Annotated in this window: 23 protein-coding genes and 1 tRNA gene; 19 read left to right on the forward strand and 5 right to left on the reverse strand. The window is 60.8% G+C overall.

Annotated features, from left to right (window positions below):
- Positions 1-105 precede the first annotated feature (105 nt).
- The 6 genes from ISP19_RS20485 (at position 106) to ISP19_RS20510 (ending at position 4,965) form a co-directional block, all read left to right on the forward strand.
- The gene (locus tag ISP19_RS20485; protein ID WP_204684258.1) at positions 106-486 is read left to right on the forward strand and encodes an HVO_A0114 family putative DNA-binding protein; all 381 of its coding nucleotides are present in this window, start codon (positions 106-108) and stop codon (positions 484-486) included.
- 522 nt (positions 487-1,008) lie between these two features.
- Positions 1,009-1,962 (forward strand): hypothetical protein, encoded by a 954-nt coding sequence (locus ISP19_RS20490; RefSeq protein ID WP_204684259.1) that lies wholly within the window; start codon positions 1,009-1,011, stop codon positions 1,960-1,962.
- A gap of 69 nt (positions 1,963-2,031) precedes the next feature.
- Positions 2,032-3,006 (forward strand): hypothetical protein, encoded by a 975-nt coding sequence (locus tag ISP19_RS20495; RefSeq protein WP_204684260.1) that lies wholly within the window; start codon positions 2,032-2,034, stop codon positions 3,004-3,006.
- A gap of 556 nt (positions 3,007-3,562) precedes the next feature.
- The gene (locus ISP19_RS20500; protein ID WP_204684261.1) at positions 3,563-4,003 is read left to right on the forward strand and encodes a transposase; all 441 of its coding nucleotides are present in this window, start codon (positions 3,563-3,565) and stop codon (positions 4,001-4,003) included.
- Between the two features lie 173 nt (positions 4,004-4,176).
- Entirely contained in the window at positions 4,177-4,638 is a 462-nt protein-coding gene (locus ISP19_RS20505) for a type II toxin-antitoxin system Phd/YefM family antitoxin (protein ID WP_204684262.1), read from the forward strand.
- Positions 4,639-4,965: a Txe/YoeB family addiction module toxin gene (locus ISP19_RS20510; RefSeq protein ID WP_379945850.1), complete on the forward strand. Its 327-nt coding sequence runs from the start codon at positions 4,639-4,641 to the stop codon at positions 4,963-4,965.
- 285 nt (positions 4,966-5,250) lie between these two features.
- Here ISP19_RS20510 and ISP19_RS20515 read toward each other — a convergent pair whose 3' ends face one another.
- The 3 genes from ISP19_RS20515 to ISP19_RS20525 form a co-directional block, all read right to left on the reverse strand.
- On the reverse strand, positions 5,251-5,520 hold the full coding sequence (locus ISP19_RS20515) for an XAC0095 family protein (RefSeq protein ID WP_204684263.1): 270 nt from the start codon (positions 5,518-5,520) through the stop codon (positions 5,251-5,253).
- Positions 5,521-5,563: 43 nt separating this feature from the next.
- Entirely contained in the window at positions 5,564-5,836 is a 273-nt protein-coding gene (locus ISP19_RS20520) for an XAC0095 family protein (protein WP_204684264.1), read from the reverse strand.
- Positions 5,837-6,703: 867 nt separating this feature from the next.
- Positions 6,704-6,780 (reverse strand) — tRNA-Pro (locus ISP19_RS20525).
- Between the two features lie 165 nt (positions 6,781-6,945).
- On the opposite strand from ISP19_RS20525, the gene hisS reads away from it, so the two are divergent.
- Genes hisS through ISP19_RS20545 form a run of 4 tightly spaced genes read left to right on the forward strand, consistent with a single transcriptional unit; the run spans position 6,946 to position 11,056 of the window.
- A complete protein-coding gene (hisS, locus tag ISP19_RS20530) occupies positions 6,946-8,319 on the forward strand; it encodes a histidine--tRNA ligase (RefSeq protein ID WP_204684265.1) in 1,374 nt (457 codons plus the stop codon).
- 26 nt (positions 8,320-8,345) lie between these two features.
- Positions 8,346-8,588: a hypothetical protein gene (locus ISP19_RS20535; RefSeq protein ID WP_204684266.1), complete on the forward strand. Its 243-nt coding sequence runs from the start codon at positions 8,346-8,348 to the stop codon at positions 8,586-8,588.
- Positions 8,589-8,637: 49 nt separating this feature from the next.
- The gene (locus ISP19_RS21545) at positions 8,638-9,114 is read left to right on the forward strand and encodes a GIY-YIG nuclease family protein (RefSeq protein ID WP_343214687.1); all 477 of its coding nucleotides are present in this window, start codon (positions 8,638-8,640) and stop codon (positions 9,112-9,114) included.
- Between the two features lie 52 nt (positions 9,115-9,166).
- Entirely contained in the window at positions 9,167-11,056 is a 1,890-nt protein-coding gene (locus ISP19_RS20545) for an HAL/PAL/TAL family ammonia-lyase (protein ID WP_204684267.1), read from the forward strand.
- Between the two features lie 155 nt (positions 11,057-11,211).
- On the opposite strand, the gene ISP19_RS20550 is transcribed toward ISP19_RS20545, so the two are convergent.
- Positions 11,212-11,859: a DUF998 domain-containing protein gene (locus tag ISP19_RS20550; RefSeq protein WP_204684268.1), complete on the reverse strand. Its 648-nt coding sequence runs from the start codon at positions 11,857-11,859 to the stop codon at positions 11,212-11,214.
- Between the two features lie 207 nt (positions 11,860-12,066).
- Between ISP19_RS20550 and ISP19_RS20555 the strand changes: the two genes are divergently transcribed.
- From ISP19_RS20555 to hisIE, 9 genes are read left to right on the forward strand one after another with little or no spacing between them, the layout of a single operon-like run.
- Positions 12,067-12,402, forward strand: coding sequence for a YerC/YecD family TrpR-related protein (locus tag ISP19_RS20555; protein WP_204684269.1), 336 nt, complete (start codon positions 12,067-12,069; stop codon positions 12,400-12,402).
- Positions 12,399-13,292 (forward strand): ATP phosphoribosyltransferase, encoded by an 894-nt coding sequence (gene hisG / locus ISP19_RS20560; RefSeq protein WP_204684270.1) that lies wholly within the window; start codon positions 12,399-12,401, stop codon positions 13,290-13,292. Before ISP19_RS20555 ends, hisG begins: the two co-directional genes overlap by 4 nt.
- Positions 13,293-13,304: 12 nt before the next feature.
- Positions 13,305-14,612: a histidinol dehydrogenase gene (gene hisD / locus ISP19_RS20565; RefSeq protein WP_204684271.1), complete on the forward strand. Its 1,308-nt coding sequence runs from the start codon at positions 13,305-13,307 to the stop codon at positions 14,610-14,612.
- Entirely contained in the window at positions 14,609-15,685 is a 1,077-nt protein-coding gene (gene hisC / locus ISP19_RS20570) for a histidinol-phosphate transaminase (RefSeq protein ID WP_204684272.1), read from the forward strand. Before hisD ends, hisC begins: the two co-directional genes overlap by 4 nt.
- Complete coding sequence (gene hisB, locus ISP19_RS20575; RefSeq protein WP_204684273.1) at positions 15,682-16,746, forward strand: bifunctional histidinol-phosphatase/imidazoleglycerol-phosphate dehydratase HisB; 1,065 nt, start codon at positions 15,682-15,684, stop codon at positions 16,744-16,746. Before hisC ends, hisB begins: the two co-directional genes overlap by 4 nt.
- On the forward strand, positions 16,746-17,336 hold the full coding sequence (hisH, locus tag ISP19_RS20580; protein WP_204684274.1) for an imidazole glycerol phosphate synthase subunit HisH: 591 nt from the start codon (positions 16,746-16,748) through the stop codon (positions 17,334-17,336). The genes hisB and hisH overlap by 1 nt, the downstream gene beginning before the upstream one ends.
- Positions 17,337-17,340: 4 nt before the next feature.
- Positions 17,341-18,069, forward strand: coding sequence for a 1-(5-phosphoribosyl)-5-[(5-phosphoribosylamino)methylideneamino]imidazole-4-carboxamide isomerase (hisA, locus tag ISP19_RS20585; RefSeq protein ID WP_204684275.1), 729 nt, complete (start codon positions 17,341-17,343; stop codon positions 18,067-18,069).
- Positions 18,063-18,854, forward strand: a complete 792-nt coding sequence (gene hisF, locus ISP19_RS20590) for an imidazole glycerol phosphate synthase subunit HisF (RefSeq protein ID WP_204684276.1) — start codon at positions 18,063-18,065, stop codon at positions 18,852-18,854. The genes hisA and hisF overlap by 7 nt, the downstream gene beginning before the upstream one ends.
- The gene (gene hisIE, locus ISP19_RS20595) at positions 18,847-19,479 is read left to right on the forward strand and encodes a bifunctional phosphoribosyl-AMP cyclohydrolase/phosphoribosyl-ATP diphosphatase HisIE (protein ID WP_204684277.1); all 633 of its coding nucleotides are present in this window, start codon (positions 18,847-18,849) and stop codon (positions 19,477-19,479) included. The genes hisF and hisIE overlap by 8 nt, the downstream gene beginning before the upstream one ends.
- A gap of 51 nt (positions 19,480-19,530) precedes the next feature.
- Here hisIE and ISP19_RS20600 read toward each other — a convergent pair whose 3' ends face one another.
- Entirely contained in the window at positions 19,531-20,550 is a 1,020-nt protein-coding gene (locus ISP19_RS20600) for a C13 family peptidase (RefSeq protein WP_204684278.1), read from the reverse strand.
- Positions 20,551-20,553 lie beyond the last annotated feature (3 nt).

Below are 20,553 nucleotides of genomic sequence, written 5' to 3' on the forward strand. Positions count from 1 at the left end.
TGAAAGCATCTGTCTTGCGCTGTTTCTCATTGGCGGTTTGCCGCGATAACGGCTCCAGGTTCCGCTTTGTGTTTGGCCAGTCATGATGAAATGGGGCTCAATGCCATGAAAGCCTCGAAAGTCATCGCGATCGGCGTCATGCCGCAAGCAAAGCTGCGTGAGCGTGTGCTTGCCATTGCGCGCGGTGACTACCGGCCGCAGGCGCGCGACCCCAAAATCTGGTTCACGTCGATGAAAGTGGCGGCCGACGTGCTCAGCGATGAAAACCGCGCCTTGCTGCGCACGATCGCCGAGACCCAGCCGGCATCGATCGCTGCGTTGGCCGCCGAGACCGGGAAGAAGGCTAGCCGCGTCTCGCGGACACTGCACACCCTATCGCGCTATGGACTGGTGGATTTATGGCCGTCGGGCACGTCGCTGCGCCCCGTTGCCAAAGGCGCTACCTACCGCATCGTGGTGCGTGAATCGGGGCCACCCATGAATTAGTCCTTCGCTGACGCAGGCGTGCGGCCTAGGCGGATTACGGCCGCTCCGGTCAAAACGCAATATGGCGACATGAGATATCCCCGCCATCACATCGTTGCTCCGGAAGCCGCTGGCTTCTTCCATTGCGTTTCCCGCTGCGTGCGCCGCGCCTTCCTTTGCGGAGAGGACGCGTACAGCGGACGCTCTTATGAACACCGAAGGGCCTGGGTAGAAGAGCGTTTGCTGATGTTGGCCGAGTGCTTTGCCGTCGGGCTCTATGCCTATGCGGTAACGAATAGTGGGTTTCTTGGTGTCTCGGTTTCTCCCCCGGTCGCCCGCATGGTCGTCCTGGATTGATGTTAAATCAGTCACTTAGCTGAATGAAACCGCCCCGGGTTTCCTGGAGGCTGTTTGGTTTGAGTCACGCAGCTTGGCGCAGTGAACTCATGGGAATCGGGGCCATCCATGAATTAGTCCTTCGCTGACGCAGGCGTGGGGCATTGGCGGATTACGACCGCTCTGGTCAAAGCGCAACATGGCGACATGAGATATCCCCGCCATCACATCGTTGCTCCGGAAGCCGCTGGCTTCTTCCATTGCGTCTCCCGCTGTGTCCGCCGCGCCTTCCTTTGCGGAGAGGACGCGTACAGCGGGCGTTCCTATGAACACCGAAGGGCCTGGGTAGAAGAGCGTTTGCTGATGTTGGCGGAGTGCTTTGCCGTCGGGCTTTATGCCTACGCCGTCATGAGCAATCACGTGCACGTGGTCCTGCATGTTGATCCACAGGCGGCCAACGACTGGTCCGATGAAGAAGTGGCGGAACGGTGGGTTCGGCTGTTTCCCGTGTACGTGGACGAAGTGATTGACGAACGGCTGTGCCGGGAGAAAGCCCAGCGTCTGCAGGGCGACCCGGAACGGATGGTGGAGCTACGCCGCCGGATGGGTAGCCTGTCGTGGTTCATGCGTTGCTTGAACGAGTCGATTGCTCGCCAGGCCAATCGCGAGGACGGTTGCACCGGTCGCTTCTGGGAAGGGCGATTCAAGTGCCAGGCCCTGCTGGATGAGCAAGCTGTTCTTGCGTGCATGGCTTATGTCGACCTCAATCCGATCCGTGCGGGCATGGCGAAAGAGCTAACAGCCTCGGAGCACGCCTCGATTCGCCGCCGGATACAGCACGGGCAGGCCAGGGCAAAGTCACTGACCGCATCGTTGCGCCCGCTGGTCGGCATGCCATCGTCTCCACGGCTTTCAGTGCGAGCCATCGATTACCTGGAATTGGTGGACTGGAGTGGCCGGGTTGTGCGTCAGGACAAGCGTGGATCGATCGCGCCTGAGGCCCCCTCGGTGCTTGCGCAACTTGGTATGCGTGAGTTGCAGTGGCAATCACAAATGCTGGGCATTGAAAGCCGTTATTGGCGCGCGGTGGGCACGGTGGAATCCCTGATGGCCAAGGCGAGGGCCTTGGGACAGGGGGAATCGGGGCCATCCATGAATTAGTCCTTCGCTGACGCAGGCGTGGGGCATTGGCGGATTACGACCGCTCTGGTCAAAGCGCAACATGGCGACATGAGATATCCCCGCCATCACATCGTTGCTCCGGAAGCCGCTGGCTTCTTCCATTGCGTCTCCCGCTGTGTCCGCCGCGCCTTCCTTTGCGGAGAGGACGCGTACAGCGGGCGTTCCTATGAACACCGAAGGGCCTGGGTAGAAGAGCGTTTGCTGATGTTGGCGGAGTGCTTTGCCGTCGGGCTTTATGCCTACGCCGTCATGAGCAATCACGTGCACGTGGTCCTGCATGTTGATCCACAGGCGGCCAACGACTGGTCCGATGAAGAAGTGGCGGAACGGTGGGTTCGGCTGTTTCCCGTGTACGTGGACGAAGTGATTGACGAACGGCTGTGCCGGGAGAAAGCCCAGCGTCTGCAGGGCGACCCGGAACGGATGGTGGAGCTACGCCGCCGGATGGGTAGCCTGTCGTGGTTCATGCGTTGCTTGAACGAGTCGATTGCTCGCCAGGCCAATCGCGAGGACGGTTGCACCGGTCGCTTCTGGGAAGGGCGATTCAAGTGCCAGGCCCTGCTGGATGAGCAAGCTGTTCTTGCGTGCATGGCTTATGTCGACCTCAATCCGATCCGTGCGGGCATGGCGAAAGAGCTAACAGCCTCGGAGCACGCCTCGATTCGCCGCCGGATACAGCACGGGCAGGCCAGGGCAAAGTCACTGACCGCATCGTTGCGCCCGCTGGTCGGCATGCCATCGTCTCCACGGCTTTCAGTGCGAGCCATCGATTACCTGGAATTGGTGGACTGGAGTGGCCGGGTTGTGCGTCAGGACAAGCGTGGATCGATCACGCCCCAGGCACCCTCGGTACTTGCGCAGCTTGGTTTGCGCGAGCTGCAGTGGCATTCGCAAATGCTAGGCATTGAAAGCCGCTACTGGCGTGCGGTGGGTACGGCGGAATCTTTGATTGCCAAGGCGCGGGCCCTGGGGCAGTGCTGGCTAAAAGGGGCTGGAAGGGGGCGACGCCCCGTATACGGGTAAGTTCGAGGGGCGATTAACTGGCAAGCATGTATTGGCGGTTGAGGAAGGAGCCGCCTCGGTGGCGAACTCGGGGTAAGCGACCTCGATCCATCGTGCGTTGTCGAAGTTGAGTTGCTGAAGTCGACAAGCGGATAAGCACCAAGGGACATGCTGTAAGTGCGGGAAGTACGAGCAAGCCTAGATACTGGCTCTGGCTTGCTCGTGCATTGAGCTTGGCGGTCAAATAGTGGATGTCCCTGTTCTTCCTTTGTGGAGCTTTCCGGGGCACCGCAAGATATCAAAGGCAATAGTGAAGGGGCCTCTAATGAGGTGGATGACATATATGCAAAACGTGTGTACGGAAAGACTAGACTAGATGTTCCCAAGTAATCTGCGGAAATAGCCGGCTAGATTTGATGTTCCAGACACTGTACTGCCTGAAGAAGAGCCGCCATTCAATCCAGCGGGTAGCGCAGGGTGCGTGGAATCGGGGCCACCCATGAATTAATCCTTCGCTGACGCAGGCGTGGGGCATTGGCGGATTACGACCGCTCTGGTCAAAGCGCAACATGGCGACATGAGATATCCCCGCCATCACATCGTCGCTCCGGAAGCCGCTGGCTTCTTCCATTGCGTTTCCCGCTGCGTGCGCCGCGCCTTCCTTTGCGGAGAGGACGCGTACAGCGGACGCTCTTATGAACACCGAAGGGCCTGGGTAGAAGAGCGTTTGCTGATGTTGGCCGAGTGCTTTGCCGTCGAGCTCTATGCCTATGCGGTCATGAGCAATCACGTGCACGTAGTCTTGCACGTTGATCCGCAGGCGGCCAACGACTGGTCCGATGAAGAAGTAGCCGAACGGTGGGTTCGGCTGTTTCCCGTGTACATGGACGAAGTGATCGACGAACGGCTGTGCCGGGAGAAAGCCCAGCGTCTGCAAGGCGACCCGGAACGGATGGTGGAGCTGCGCCGCCGGCTGGGTAGCCTGTCATGGTTCATGCGTTGCTTTCTATTGAGATAACGAATAGTGGGTTTCTTGGTGTCTCGGTTTCTCCCCCGGTCGCCCGCATGGTCGTCCTGGATTGATGTTAAATCAGTCACTTAGCTGAACGTCTTTCTTGGTTTACTTGCTCGCTTCGGTAGGCATGGCCTAACATCAAGTTGTACTTATAGGCGTACAAGTTGGAGAACCCCATGCGGACCATCAATTTCAGTGAGGCGCGCAGCAACCTGAAAAAGGTGCTCGATACCGTGACCGCAGACCACACGATCACCATCGTGACCCGCCGCGATTCGGAAGATGCGGTGATCATGTCGCTTGCCGATTACAACGCCATGCAGGAGACCCTTTATCTGTTTGGTAACCCGGTTAATGCGGAGCGGCTGCACGCTGCCATGGCAGAAGCGGAAGCGTCACTGCCAGAGGGAGCTCGTGTCCTGGGGCCGAAGCGGGGTGGTGGTGGTGCCCTTGCTGGGGTTATTGCCGAAGTCATCTCAAAGGCACGCTCCAAGGCAGTCAGGCTACGCGAGCGCGATGCGATCACAGCCGATGATGATGGCCGTCAACTCAAAAGCACGCCCCCGAAGCGCAAGGTCAAGGAAAAAGTTGCGTCCAAGGCCGTCAAGAAGGCGGCTACCTCGAAAAGGCGTGCATGAATGGCCATCCAGAAGGAAAGGGAAAACCTCTGGTGGATGGGCAAGGCTTGGGAGGATTACCTCTACTGGCAGGAAACAGATCCCAAGATGGTCGATGGCATCAATGAACTCATTAAAGAGATCCGGCGCGACCCGTGGAAGGGAAAGGGAAGTCCGGAGCCGCTAAAGGCCAATTGGGCGGGTTGGTGGTCCCGCCGAATTACCTTGGAACATCGCCTTGTTTACCGGCTATTTGATATGGATGGCTCTTCGAAGGGGCAAGGCAAGGCCGGGAAAATTACTGTGATCCAGATTGCGCAGTGTCGGTATCACTACCAAAAGAAATGAGTCGCAGTGGTTTATCGAACGGGTGCGGAGCTCACGAGTAATCCTGAGGTGTTCCCGCGTATTTCGAGCCTTCATTCACGCGAAAGCGGAGGCGTCCTGCAATAGCGAAGCTGGGCAATCCATGTTGCTTTAAGAGCAAGATGGATTGCCCAGCACCGCTGTTATGAGGCGCCTCAACTTTCGTGGGAATGACGGCGACGCGAGTTTTTTTTGCAATGCAGATGCTTTGTTTGAACGGCGAAAAATGGTGGCTCAGGAGCTAACCAACCTGACTGATCTCGACATTTAATGGCGCCGGTGCGTCCGAGAAGTCCGCGAGCTCATCCACTCCATCGCCGACAGCGCGTCATCGAGCTGCAGACCGAAGTTCTCGAAGCATTGCCCCAGCATAGATCGCTGGATTTCCAGCGGCTCGCATTCTTCGGCCTGCGTGGCGGCGAAGGCCATGTGGGCCATCAACAGGAGTTGATCGCGGATCTGCTCCAGCTTTTCGACGTTTTCTTCGCGCAGCAGATAGCCGTGTGGCGCTTTAGCCACGTCGCGTGGTTTGCTCATGGGGCACTCCGTGATGCGGATCGCGCGGGGGACTGGCGCTTGATCATTGCAGCGTCAGGTTTCGAGGCTCGATGTCGTTGCGTTGCTCCAGATGCGCCAGGGCATCGCCAATCAGTTTGCTGATGATTCGAAAGGTGAGTTGCATTTCCCAGCGGGGAATGGTCAAGGTCTCGCCTTCGTTGGCTTGCTGGTCTTCGTCGTAGGCGACGTTGGCCATGAGCAACAGCAGTTGCTGGAGGTTTTTCAGTTCGTCGTACTCTTTTGCGGACAGCAGGTAGTGCCGTGATCCGGTCGGGTCGCCGTAGGTGTCTTCCATGGGTGTTCTCCACACGTTTAGGTCGCCCGCGCATTGCGCGCGGGCGAAGGGACTGCAAGAAACATCCTGCTCGTTGGTCGGAATCAGCTGATTCCGGCCCATCGATTACCCACTTAGGGCTCGACGTCGCGCCGGCAGCGCGGCGGTGAAGCAAGGGGAATGCACCAGGGCGGGGTCACGCAAGCGTGCGGGTGCCGTAAGATCGAGCGTAGCCATTATTGACTCCTGTAGAGAGTTGATTGTGGTTAGCGGATCGTTTGGGTTGCAGCCCAGGCGATCCGCGCTTACTTCACTAGTGTCGGATGTGCCGTTGTCATCGCTGGGGATGGGCACGTCCGACATGCGTAATCTCTCATGGGTACGAGTGCTGCGGTATCAGGTGACGCGAAATATTCTGAAGGGGGATGTCGCTGTGGTTGCGCTGCCTGTTCTTGTATTCGTGCGGAAATAGTTCTGTTTCGCCTACATGCTGTGATGGTTGCCTTTCCCGCATTGGCTCCCTCTCCCCTTCGGGGAGAGGGGTGGGGTGAGGGGCTGGGCTTGCCTCGAGCGTTATGGCTTCGACGTGATGTTTCTCTGGATGCTCACGCTGCGCATCCACTTCATCGCGAGGTTGGCCCCTCACCTCAGTCCTCTCTCCCACAGGGACTAGCTTTGCGTCGCCCGGAGGGGAGAGGAAGAAAAGCATGGTGCGTTTCTTTGGATATTCATCGCTAGGTTGGCTCCTCACCTCGGTCCTCTCTCCCACAGGGACTAGCTTTGCGTCGCCCGGAGGGGAGAGGAAGAAAGCGGCCTCCGCTGGAGGGGAGATGAGGAAAAGCGGGGCAACAAAAAAGCCGGCGCAAGGCCGGCTTTCTCATGAAACATTGGTCGGGGTGACATGATTCGAACATGCGACTTCTACGTCCCGAACGTAGCGCTCTACCAGGCTGAGCTACACCCCGCGGGAGCCGCGTATCTTAACGGGGCTCGGTGAGCTTGGCAACAGGCGCAGAGCGGTTTGCGGGTGGGGTTTTGCCGCGGGTTGCGGGGCGGGGTGGCATGGGGGCTTCTGCTACGCTATAGGGCTGCCATCGCTCGGCTTTTTTTACAACATTCAAGAGGATTCCATGGCGCTTACCCAGGCCCGCACCATGCCCGGCGTGCTCGAGCTGCTGCCGCTCGACCAGATTGCTTTCCAGCGCATGCTCGACGTGATCCGTCGCAATTACGAGCGCTTCGGTTTCCTGCCGGTGGAGACGCCGGTGATCGAGTATTCGGATGTGTTGCTGACCAAGACCGGCGGCGAGACGGAGCGGCAGGTTTATTTTGTGCAGTCGACCGGCTCGCTGGAGCAGGGCGAGAAGCCGGAGCTGGCCTTGCGCTTCGACCTTACCGTGCCGCTGGCCCGCTATGTGGCCGAGCATGAACACGATCTTAGCTTTCCGTTCCGCCGCTACCAGATGCAGCGCGTCTATCGCGGCGAGCGTGCGCAGCGCGGACGTTTCCGTGAGTTCTATCAATGCGATATCGACGTGATCGGCAAGGACAGCCTGTCGATCCGTTATGACGCCGAGCTGCCGGCGGTGATCTACAGCGTGTTTCGCGAGCTGAACATCGGCGCGTTCACCATCCAGCTGAACAACCGCAAGTTGATGCGCGGTTATTTTGAAAGCCTGGGCGTGACCGATCCGGAGCAGCAGACCCTGGTGCTGCGCGAGGTGGACAAGCTGGACAAGCGCGGCGCTGATTACGTGCGCGAGACGCTCACCGGCGAAGCCTTCGGCTTGAGCGCGGCGTCGGCGCAGAAGATCCTCGATTTTGTGCAGGTGCGGTCCACCTCGCTGCAGGATGCCTACGCCAAGCTCGACGCACTGGGCGCCGGCCCGGAGACGATGGAGCAGGGCCGGGCGGAGCTGAAGGAAGTGCTGGGCCTGATCCATGCGTTCGGCGTGCCGGAAACCCACTACGCGTTGAATCTGTCGATCGCGCGCGGCCTGGACTACTACACGGGCACGGTCTACGAGACCACGCTGAACGATCATCCGCAGATCGGCTCGATCTGCTCGGGTGGCCGTTACGAGAATCTGGCTGGCCAGTACACCAAGTCGCATTTGCCGGGTGTGGGCATTTCCATCGGCCTGACGCGTCTTTACTGGCAGTTGCGCGAGGCGGGGCTGGTTGGTACTGCGCGCAGCACGGTGGATGTGTTGATTACGCAGATGGATCCGGGGCAGTTGCCGGCGTATCTGGCGCTGGCGGGTGAATTGCGCGCGGCCGGTATTGCTACCGAGGTGGTGCTGGAAGGCGGCAAGTTGGGTAAGCAGTTCAAGTATGCCGATCGTGCGGGTATTCGCTTCGTGGTGGTGTTGGGTGAAGACGAATTGGCCAAGGGCGTGGTGACGGTGAAGGATCTGCGGCGTGAGGATCAGTTTGAGGTGGCGCGCGGGGAGTTGATTAAAACCTTGCGTGTGGAGTTGGCGCAGGCTGAGGTTGGTGGTTAGGCGAGTGCGGTAGGGTGGAGTGCTTCTTGGATGCATTTCTTGAGAGTGCATTCGTTGCCGTCATTTCCACTCTTGCCGCCATTCTCAACCGTGACGTCATTCCCACCCTTGCCGCCACTCTCAACTGTGACGTCATTCCCACCCTTGCCGCTACTCTCATCCTTGCCGTCATTCCCGCGAAAGCGGGAATCCATTTTGAAGTTCGCCAAAGAGCACAATGGGTTGACCAGCTTCGCTGTTGTAGAGCGCCTCCGCTTTCGCGGGAATGACGGCAGTGAGAGAGATTGGCAGATTGGAGGGAAGACAAAGGAGGCATGGATGGCCCCAATGCAACCCGCTTTGAGCTGCGCCAAAGAGCACAATGGATTGACCAGCTTTGCTGTTGTAGAGCGCCTCCGCTTTCGCGGGAATGACGGTGCTGAGGTAGGTGGCAACGGCGCTGAGGTAGGTAGCAACGGTGCTGAAGCAGATTGGAACGATGGATTTAAGGAGGCATGGATGGCCCCAAAGCAACCCGCCGTGTACATCATGGCCAGCAAGGAACGTGGCACGTTGTATATCGGTGTTACGGGAAACCTCAGGCGGCGTGCATGGGAGCATCGCGAAGGCCTGGTGGAAGGTTTCACTCGGCGCTATGGCGTCAAACACATGGTCTGGTTCGAGCACCATCCAGATTTCCCCTCCGCCATAGCACGCGAAAAACAACTAAAGAAGTGGAATCGGGCATGGAAGCTGGATTTAATCAAAACAAGCAATCCCGCGTGGCGCGATCTCTGGGAGAATGTGCTGGATTGATCCGCGATTTCCCCCTTGCGCGGGGCAGACCTAACAATACGTTGGAGCTTTTGTGAACCAGACTATTCTCCTCGACGGCAACAGCCTCAGCCGTCAACAGCTTGTTGCCGTGGCACGGCAGGGTTATGGCGTCCGTCTTGATACGGAACAGCTCAAGCGCGTGCAGCGCGCGGCGGATTTTCTGGCAGACAAGGTGAGCTGCGGCGAGCCTACCTACGGTGTGACAACCGGCTTCGGCAGCAATGCGGACAAATTGCTCGGCGCCTATCGCCTGCGTGACGAGCTGCCGGGCGGCAATCCGCACAAGCCGGAAGGCACGTTGCTGGAAGAGCTGCAGCACAACCTGATCACCACGCATGCGGTGTGCGTGGGCAAGCCGTTCTCCGCCGAAGTGGTGCGCGCGATGCTGGTGATCCGCATCAATACGCTGATGCGCGGTCATTCCGGTATCCGTGTCGCGACGCTGGAAGCGCTTACCTCGCTGTTGAATCACGATGTGATTCCGGTAGTGCCGGAGAAGGGTTCGGTCGGCGCGAGCGGTGACCTGGCGCCGTTGTCGCATCTGGCGATTGTGCTGCTCGGCGGTGGTGAGGCGTTCTACAAGGGTGAGCGCCTGCCGGGCGCAGAGGCGCTGAAGCGCGCCGGTTTGCAGCCGATCCGGTTGTCGTTCAAGGAAGGTCTGGCACTGAATAACGGCACGGCGCAGATGCTGGCGACGGCGGTGCTGGCGCTGGACACGCTGGAATACCTGCTGGATACGGCCGATCTGGCCGCTTCGATGACGCTGGATGCGTTCGCGGGCCGCAGTGGCGCTCTGCGCGCGGAAGTGCATGCGCTGCGTCCGCATCCGGGGCAGGTGGGTGTGGCCGAGCATGTGCGCGAACTGCTGACCGGCTCCACCCTGGTGGATATTCCTTATCACCTGGTGCCGCGCTTCAAGCAGTGGAGCGCTGAAGCATGGAGCACGCCTGAAAACCAGGCATTGAGCTTCGATATCAGCTGGGACTGGGTGCCGGCCAATCAGCGTCACGGTCGCGAGGCGTTCTATAGTCGTTTCCTGCCGTTCAAGGGCGGCAAGAAGCATCAGCCGCAGGATGCCTACTGCCTGCGTTGCATGCCGCAGGTGCATGGCGCGGTGCGCGATGCCTGGGCGCAGGCATGCCGCGTGATCGATGTCGAGCTGAATGCGGTCACCGACAACCCGTTGATCTTCCCCGACAACACCGATGCTGCGTTTATCGAAGAGCAGGTGATTTCCGCCGGCCACTTCCACGGCATGCCGCTGGCGCTGGCGATGAGCTATGTGAAGGCAGCGATTCCGGTGCTGGCGTCGATCTCCGAGCGTCGCCTCAACAAGTTGGTGGATCCGGCTACCAATGACGGCTTGCCGGCGTTCCTTACCGGCAATGAAGACGGTACCGATTCGGGCTTCATGATCGTGCAGTACACCGCGGCGGCGCTGGTGAACGATCTGGCCACGCGTGCCCATCCGGCCAGTGTGTATTCGGTGCCGACCAGCGCGAATGCGGAAGATCACGTGTCGATGGGCGCCAACGAGGCGCGTCACGTGCTGGAGATGACCGAAGATCTCAGCCACGTGCTGGCGCTGGAGCTGTACACCGCGGCGCAGGCATTGGATTACCGCCAGGAAATGCTCAACGCAGCCCGTCGTCTTGCCGCGCATGGCGATTGGCAGGCGCTGGCTTCCAAGGTGTCGAATGCGCCGCGCGAAGGTAGCCCGCATTACGCGCAGTTCGTCGAGGAAGTGAAGCAACTTACCGCCGCGCTGTCTGGGGTGGGTGATTTCCATGCGGGCGAAGCGGTGCGCAAGGCGCATGATGCGTTGCGCAAGCAGATCCGTTTCATGCATCGCGACCGTGCGATGGATGGTGATGTGCGCACTGTGTGCGACCTGATGCAGCAGCGTGCATTTGCTGGCTGAAGCCACGTTGGGCCTTTACTCCCTCTCCCCTCTGGGGAGAGGGGTGGGGTGAGGGGCCGCGCTCGCGGGGAGCATCCAGAATCGTAGGTTGGGTTAGCGCAGCGTAACCCAACGATGTTTATCGCTTCGATGGAATTCCGTTGGGTTACGCTGCGCTAACCCAACCTACCCAACCTGCCCAACGTACGCTGTTGTTTTGGGTGGGCGGTGAGCAGTTGGCGTGCTGCCCAGGCCAGCCAGAGCAATATCAGCACAATCGCCAGCTTCTCCATCAAGCCATTCGGCAACCCCGACACCAGCACCTGAAACCACAGTACAAACGTCGCAGCCCAGGCGAGCACAACGCCGGGCAGGCTGCCCTGTTGCATGCGTGGATCACGCCGCCAGCGGCTCGACACCAGCAGCATGCCGAAGCTCAGCCATAGAAACGTGGCGAGCGAAGTGACTTTGTGGGTGACATGGGCCAGGCCGTAGTACGGCGTGCCATGGAACAGCTCGGTAATCGCCACCACCGGCAGAATCAGGCCCGCTGCCGCAAATAGCAGCGACCCCAATGCGGTGCGCCGGGCGGGTGTGGTTGCGATATACGTGGCCAGCGCGAAGGCGAGCAGGGCGATGGCCATCAGGTAATAGACCGCGCGCACGTAGACGCCGCCGGGGCCGGCCAGGTACGTGCTTAGCGGAATTTTTATCCAGTTCAGATCGGTGCGCCAGAACTGCGCGGCGGTACAGACCGCGGTGAACGCGATCACTGCGATGAGCATCAGATGGGGTGCGAATCGAACGACGGGCGAGTTGTTCATGGTTGCCTTGGGCTTGGTGCATCGTTTTTTCGGGTTCTTCGTCCCGTTAACGGACGAACGCGCGCGTGGCTTACGCCGCGACAGCAAGGCAGTGTGCCGGATTTTCCTGCGAATTCGCACACTTCCGTGGTGGGCGGCCGGCCGGGGTTGCGAGGGGCGGCAGGGCCGCGTATGATCCGCTCCACTGTATTAACGCATTAGTACATTATGAAGCGCAGATCGCTAGATCCCGAGACCCCGGACGAATCCGCCAAGGCCAGTCTGTGCCGCGCCTTGCTCTCGCTGAAAACCCCGGAGGAAATGGATGCCTTCCTCAATGACCTGTGCACGCCGGCGGAGCTGGAAGTGCTGATCGATCGCTGGCGGGTGGTGCCGTATCTGCTCGAAGGCGTGTCTTATCGTGAAATCCACGAGCGCACGGCGGTGAGCATCACCACCATCGGGCGGGTGGCGCGCTATCTGAACCAGGGCAATGGCGGCTATCTGGCTGCGGCCGCGCGTGCATCGCGCAATCGTGCGACTGCAAAAAGGGCCAAGGCATGAAACCGCGTGACCGCTTGCGCATAGCCATGCAGAAATCCGGCCGGCTGACCGAGCCTGCGCTGGATTTGCTCAATCGTTGCGGCCTCACGTTTCGCCAGAGCCGCGACAAGCTGTTCTGCTTTGGCGAAGGTGAGCCGGTGGATCTGTTGCTGGTCCGCGATGACGATATCCCTGGCCTGATCGCGCAGGGTGTGTGCGACCTGGGCATTGTCGGCCGCAATGTGCTGAGCGAGTTCAAAGGCGTGACTGGCGATGGCGCGGCTGCGCTGGCGGAATGGCGTCCACTGGGTTTTGGACGTTGCCGTCTTTCCATCGCAGTACCGCAGGATATGGAGTACCACACGCCGCAGGATCTGGCGGGCCTGCGTATCGCCACGTCGTATCCAGGGTTGCTCAACCAGTGGTTGCGCGAGAAGGCCGTCAATGCTTCGGTGGTGACCTTGGCCGGCTCGGTGGAGATTGCGCCGAAGCTGGGCACGGCCGACCTGATCTGCGACCTGGTGCAAAGCGGTGGCACCCTGGTCGCCAATCAACTGCGTGAAGCCGACGTGCTGCTGCAGAGCGAGGCAGTGCTAGCCGGGCCCGATGCGCTGCCTACGGATGAGCGCGGCGACATGATCGATTTGCTGCTCAAGCGCTTGGATGGCGTGATTCAGGTGCGCGAATCGCGTTTGCTGCTGCTGCAAACCTCACGCTCGTCGCTCGATGCGGTCACCCGGCTGCTGCCTGGTGGTCCGCAGCCGACCCTGCTACCGGTGGCAGGTCAGCCCGATCAGCTGATGTTGCAGGCGCTATGCGCGGGTGAAGTGAGCTGGCGTCAGCTGGAAGAAATCAAGAAGGCCGGTGCGCGCGAGATGTTTGTGCTGCCGGTGGAAAAAATGCTTGCCTGAGAGTGAGTCGGCATGAAGCGTATTGACTGGAACAGTTTGACCGAAATCGAGCGCGATGTGGCATTGGCGCGGCCCGCACAATCGCGTGCGGACAGCTTGCGCCATGGCGTCGAGCAGATCATCGCCACGGTGCGCAGCAAGGGTGATACGGCATTGCGTGAACTTTCCGCACACTACGATCGCTGCGTGCTGACCAGCATTGAAGTCAGTGATGCAGAGTTCGCCGCTGCCGAAGCGAAACTTTCGCCGGAGCTCAAAGACGCCATCCGCGAAGCGGCCGAGCGTATCGAGGTCTTCCACCGCGCCGCGGCACCGCAGCCGGTGGGGGTCAACACGGCGGTGGGTGTGCGCGTGGAGCGCATGTTGCGCCCGATTCATCGCGTCGGTCTCTACGTGCCGGCCGGTAGTGCGCCGTTGCCGTCAACTGCCTTGATGCTGGGTGTGCCCGCGCGGATTGCCGGTTGCCGCGACGTGGTGCTGTGTTCTCCCGCGCGCGCCGATGGTACGTGCGACGAGGCGGTGTTGTTTACCGCGCGAACGGTCGGCGTGCATCGCGTTTTCAAGTTGGGTGGCGCGCAGGCGATTGCGGCGATGGCCTATGGCACGGAAAGTGTGCCGCGTTGCGACAAACTGTTCGGGCCGGGCAATGCCTGGGTCACCGAGGCCAAATTGCAGGTGTCGGCCGATCCGGATGGCGCCGCGATCGATATGCCGGCCGGACCCTCGGAAGTGCTGGTGATTGCCGATGCCGATGCCAATGCCGTGTTCGTGGCGGCGGATCTGTTGTCGCAGGCGGAGCACGGGCCGGATTCGCAGGTGATTCTGGTCAGCCCGTCGTCGGCGTTGATCGACACGGTGGCAGCGGAAGTGGACCGCCAATGCGCGACCTTGCCGCGTGGCGCCATCGCGGAGCAGGCCTTGTCGCAAAGCCGCCTGATCCAGGTCGATTCGCTGGCGCAGGCGGTGGAGGTCAGCAATCGCTATGCACCGGAGCATTTGATACTGCAGGTAAATGCGGCGCGTGAGCTGGTCGAGAGTATCGAAAGCGCGGGCTCGATCTTTGTCGGCGCCTGGACGCCCGAGTCGGTAGGCGATTATTGCAGTGGCAGCAACCACGTGTTGCCGACGTATGGCTACGCGCGCAGCTACAGCGGTGTATCGGTGGCCAGTTATCAGAAGCAGATCACGGTGCAGGAACTGGACCCGAATGGTTTGCGTGCGATCGGCCCGTGTACCGCAACCTTGGCCGCAGCCGAGCAGCTTGAGGCGCATCGGCGCGCGGTGACCTTGCGCCTGGCGGCATTGGGTGCGCAGGTATGAGCGTGCTCGATCTTGCAAGACCGGAAATTCGTACCTTGCAGCCGTATTCGTCGGCGCGCATGGAAGCAGCGGGTGGCCAGATCATGCTCAATGCCAATGAGTCGGCGTGGGCGCCCAATGGCGATGGTGGCCTGGGTTGCAATCGTTACCCCGATCCGCAACCCGATGCGTTATTGCAAGCACTGGCTGAGTTGTACGGTGTACGACGCGATCAGTTGTTTGTGGGCCGCGGCAGCGATGAGGCGATCGACCTGCTGGTGCGTGCTTTTTGCCGCGCGGGCGAGGATGCCATCCTGATCCAGCCGCCGACGTTTGGCATGTATGCGGTCAGCGCGCGCATCCAGAATGCGGCGGTGCTCGAAGTGCCGTTGAGCAGGGATTTCAACCTGGATGTACCGGCTTTGCTTGCCGCGATCACGCCGGCGGTGAAACTGGTATTCCTTTGCACGCCGAACAATCCAAGCGGTAAATCGATTAGCCGGGAAGACATCGAGCGCGTGGCGCAAGCGCTGGCGGGCAAGGCCGTGCTGGTCGTCGACGAAGCCTATGTGGAATTTTCCGGCCAGCGGAGTGTGGCGGATCTGATCAATCGCTACGAGCACCTCGCCGTCTTGCGTACGTTGTCCAAAGCCTGGGCGCTGGCTGGCGCGCGCATTGGCAGTTTGTTGGCAAGTCCCGAGGTGATTGCGCTGATCCGTCGCATCATGCCGCCGTACCCGCTGCCTTTGCCGTGCGTGGCGGCGGCCATGGCCGAGTTGTCGCCGTCGGGGCGGGCCGAGGCACGTGAAAACATTGCCATCGTGCGCGAACAGCGCGGCATGATGCATACGGCACTAAGTCAGCTGCCGGGCGTGCGTGAAGTGCTCCTTTCGGACGCCAATTTTCTTGCGGTGCGCTTCGATGATGCCGGAACGGTTTACCGGCAGCTGCTGCAGGCCGGAATCGTGGTGCGCGACATTCGCCGTTACCCGTTTTTGCAGGACGCTTTACGCATCACCATCGGCACGCCGGAAGAAAATGCACGGGTGCTGGCCGTGCTGAACGAGACCATGTTGAACAAGGGCTGGGCATGAGCCGCAAGATTCTTTTTGTTGACCGCGATGGCTGCCTGATTGACGAGCCGGCCGACGAACAGATCGACAGCTACGAAAAGCTCGATCTGCTGCCGGGTGTGATCGCGGCACTGCAACGCATCGTGGGCGCCGGGTACGAGCTCGTGATGGTGACCAACCAGGATGGGCTGGGCACCGAGCGCTTCCCGCAGGCTCATTTCGACGGGCCACACGATTTGCTGATGCGCATTCTTGCCTCGCAGGGTATCCGTTTTCGCGACGTCATGATCGACCGCAGTTTCCCACATGATGGGCTCGACACGCGCAAGCCGGGCATTGGCATGATGCGTCAGTATCTGGCTGACGATGGCTGGACGCGTGCGGAATCAGCCATGGTGGGTGACCGCGAAACCGATCTGCAGTTTGCCGCCAATATGGGTGTACGCGGTTTCCGTGTGGGGCCGAATGGCCTCTCCTGGGAAAATATCGCTCATCAATTGCTTGACCGGCCGCGTATCGCGGAGGTCGTGCGCAACACCAAGGAGACGCGCATCAAGGTGTGCGTGGACCTGGACCGCGTGGCTGAACCGGTCGCGCATACGGGGCTTGGTTTCTTCGATCACATGCTGGAGCAGATCGGCAAGCATGGTGGTTTTGCGCTGCGGGTCGAATGCGACGGTGATACCAAGGTCGACGAGCATCACACCATTGAAGATTGCGCGCTTGCTTTGGGCCAGGCGTTGCGTCAGGCCTTGGGCGACAAGCGTGGCATTGCCCGCTACGGTTTTACCTTGCCGATGGATGAGTCGCAGGCGAGCGCGGCGCTGGATCTTTCCGGTCGCCCGTACTTCGTCTTCGATGGCCAGTTTCCGCGTGAGCGGGTCGGTGATGTGCCGACCGAACTGGTGCCGCATTTTTTCCGCTCGCTGTGCGACACGCTTGGCGCCAACCTGCATCTCGCGGTGAAAGGCGAAAACGCCCATCACATGGTCGAGGCCTGCTTCAAGGTGACGGCGCGCGTGCTGCGCCAGGCCATTCGCCGCGAGGGCGATGAACTGCCGAGCACCAAGGGAGCCCTGTAATGAGTGTGGTGCTGGTCGATGCCGGTGGCACCAACATCGGTTCGGTACGCTATGCCTTGCAACGCCTGGGTGTCGAGGCGGCGCTCACCGCGGATGCCGAGACGATCCGCGCTGCCGACAAGGTCATCCTGCCTGGTGTCGGGGCCGCGGGACCCGGCATGGCGAGATTGCGCGAGTTGCGGCTGGTCGAGTTGATCCGCTCGCTGACCCAGCCGGTGCTGGGCGTGTGCCTGGGAATGCAATTGCTTTGCGAGCATTCGGCCGAGGGCGATACCGAATGCCTGGGGGTTATTCCTGCATCGGTTCGGCGTTTCGAGGAAGCGCCCGGGTTGTGCGTGCCGCATATGGGCTGGAATCGTCTTTCGCCCATCGCAGCGCATCCCTTGCTGAAAAATCTGCAGGAGGGTGATTGGGCTTATTTCGTGCACAGCTATGCGGTACCGACGGGCGATTACACCTTGGCCAGCAGTCAATACGGTGATGTGTTTTCCGCGGTGATTGCCAGAGGCAATTTCCACGGTATGCAGTTTCACCCGGAGCGTTCGGCCGGCGTGGGCGCCCGGCTGCTGAAGAATTTCCTTGAGTTATGACGGCATGAAGATTGAAGTGATACCGGCGATCGATCTGCGCGGTGGCCAGGTGGTCCGCCTCAAGCAGGGCGATTACGCGCAGGAAACCCGTTACGCCAGCGATCCGACGGCGTTGGCTGCGCGCTATGCGGACGCCGGCGCACGCTGGTTGCATGTGGTCGATCTTGACGGAGCACGGGCAGGTGATCTGACCAATCTCGCAGTGATTGAAACCTTGGCCAAGGCCGGCATGCAGGTGCAGGCAGGTGGCGGTGTACGCACCGAAGACGACGTGCGCCGCTTGTTCAGCGCGGGAGTGACGCGTGTCGTGGTGGGCAGTGTGGCGATTCGCGATCCGGAGCAGGTGGCTGGCTGGGTGAGCCGGTATGGCGCTGAGCATTTCACCATCGCGCTGGACACGCGTCGTCATGGCGAACGCTGGACCTTGCCCAGCGCGGGCTGGATCGAAGAGGAAGCGCGCACGCTGGATGAACTTGCGCCCTGGTATGCGGCGCAGGGCGCGCGTCACTTGCTGTGCACGGATATTGAGCGGGACGGCATGCTCGCCGGTTTCAATCTTGAACTGTATCGGCACCTGGCGCGCACTGTGCCGCAATTAACGGTGCAGGCATCCGGTGGTGTGCGTTCGCTGGAGGATATCCGGGCTGCCGGCGAAGCCGGCGCAGGTGGCGTGATCCTTGGCCGTGCCTTGCTGGAAGGTCGCTTTACGCTGGAGGAGGCGCTGGCATGCTGAGTCGCCGCATCATTCCTTGCCTGGACGTGCGCGAGGGCAAAGTCGTCAAAGGTGTACGCTTTCGCGATCACATAGTGATGGGCGAAATCGTCGACCTGGCATTGCGCTATCGCGATGAAGGCGCTGATGAATTGGTGTTTTACGACATTACCGCCAGCCCGGAAGGGCGCAGCGTGGACCGCAGCTGGGTCGAACGGGTGGCGCGGGTGATTGATATTCCGTTTTGCGTTGCGGGCGGCATTCGTTCGGTCGATGAGGCGCGCGCGGTTTTGCATGCGGGCGCCGACAAGATTTCGGTGAATTCTCCCGCACTGGAGCGCCCGGAACTGGTGGATGAACTGGCGGCTGCGTTCGGCGTGCAGTGTGTGGTGGTCGGCATCGATTCGATGCGCGATGCCGATGGTGAATGGCGGGTGCGCCAATACACGGGGGATCCGTCGAAAACGCGTTCACTGTCGCGACGCACGACGGACTGGATGATCGAGGTGCAGAGCCGCGGCGCCGGTGAAATCGTGCTCAATTGCATGGATAGCGATGGTGTGCGCAAAGGCTATGATCTTGCGCAGCTGATGGTGGCACGTACCGTGTGTACCGTGCCGTTGGTCGCTTCGGGTGGGGCGGGTGCCATGGAGCATTTCCGCGACGCTTTCACCCAGGCGCGTGTCGATGGCGCGTTGGCGGCCAGCGTTTTTCATAGCGGTGCCATCGCCGTGCCGGATCTCAAGCGTTACCTGCAGCAGCAGGGTGTCGTGGTTCGCTTGCAGGAGACTTCCCGCGATGAATAGTGCAACGACGGATGTGAGCCGTATCGATCTCGGGCGGCTCGACTGGCCCAAGTCCGGAGGCTTGCTGCCGGCGATCGTGCAGCATTGGCTGACCGGCGAGGTGCTGATGCTGGGCTATATGAATGCCGAAGCGCTGGCGCAGACGCAGGCAATCGGCAAGGTCACGTTCTACAGCCGCAGCAAGCAGCGTCTGTGGATGAAGGGCGAGAGCTCCGGCCACGTGTTGGATGTTAAATCGATCCGCGTCGATTGCGATGCCGATACCTTGCTGGTGCTCGCTGAACCGCATGGGCCGACCTGTCATCTGGGCACGACCAGTTGTTTCGGCGACGAGGTCAAACCGCCATTGAGTTTTTTGGCCGAACTCGATGCCTTGGTGGAAAAGCGCAAGGCGTTGTTGCCTGAAGGCAGCTATACCACGCGCCTGTTCAAGGATGGCACGCGGCGGATTGCGCAGAAGGTCGGTGAGGAAGGGGTCGAGACTGCGCTGGCGGCGGTGGCGCAAGGCGCGGACGAGTTACTTGGCGAGGCGGCGGACTTGATCTTTCATCTCACCGTGTTGCTGCGCGCGCGAGGGTATGGGCTGGCGGATGTGACGCGCGTACTTGTTGAGCGGCACGCCTGAGCCGATATCGCTGGCTTAGCCCCGGATCAAGTCCGGGGCAACCAAGCCTTTTTACTGTGCGGTCGCCGGCGCGCTATTGGTTGACGGCGGTGGTGGCGTAAATGGCACCGCCGAGCCCGGCGTGACTTCCTTGCGCCACGCTGCAAGCTGCTGCGCAATGCCTGTGCCGACATCGATCTGCGGCTCGGATGGCGTCAGCTTCTGGTCCTTCTCCCAGCCTGCGATGTCATTCTTGGCCAGCTGAAAGGCACCGACGAAGTCATCGGTCTTGTTCAACCCATCGACCAGCCAGGCCTTGCCGAAATAGGTAATGTTGGAATCACTGCCGCAGCCGAACGAGCTGCGGTCGGTGCGCGCGGCGGTCAACACCAGGGTGCCGGGACCGCGCAGATCCGGCACGAAACCGCCGGAGTAGCAGGCATTGACCACCACCACTTTCCACTTGAACGGGCGCTTCTTCAAAATGCCGGCAAGGTCGGGTGCGCCGATCTGGTCCAGTGGCAGCGGATCCATGTCGACCAGCAGGTTGTGGTCTTCGTCGCCGTGCGAAGTCATGTAGAGCACCAGGATGTCTTCATCCGGTTTCATGATGCCGGCGAGCTGATTCAAGGTGTCTTCGAGATTGCTCCAGTTGGCCAGCGGATGCGATTGCAGAGTGCCGGGATTGTTTTCCAGCACGATGGCGTGCGCGGTGGGGCCGAAGCGTTTGGTGAACAGTTGTGCCGCGTATTCGGCTTCGTTGCGGAACACGTCTTCGCTGCCGTCGCCGGCAAAGGTCAGCAGATAGAGATTGGTCTTGTCCGGCACGCGGGGTGTCAGCTGTGCGAGTGCCTGATGGACCATGCCTGGCTGGGCGTAGATGACCTGCTCTGGCGAAGGCGCCTGGCTGGGCCAGTTGTCGCTGTCGTCGTTGTCGTCCGAGTCGGTGCTGCTCGCATTGGCAGGTGCGGCAGTGCTGCTGGATGCGACGGCGGGTGCCGGGTGGACCGGAGCGGCCGGATGCCGCGTGATCAGCAGCATCAGCAAAACGCCAGCGGCGAAGGCGAGCAAAGCGGTCAATACGGTGCGCATGCG

The sequence above is a fragment of the Dyella flava genome (assembly GCF_016904955.1).
GTDB lineage: Bacteria > Pseudomonadota > Gammaproteobacteria > Xanthomonadales > Rhodanobacteraceae > Dyella_B > Dyella_B flava.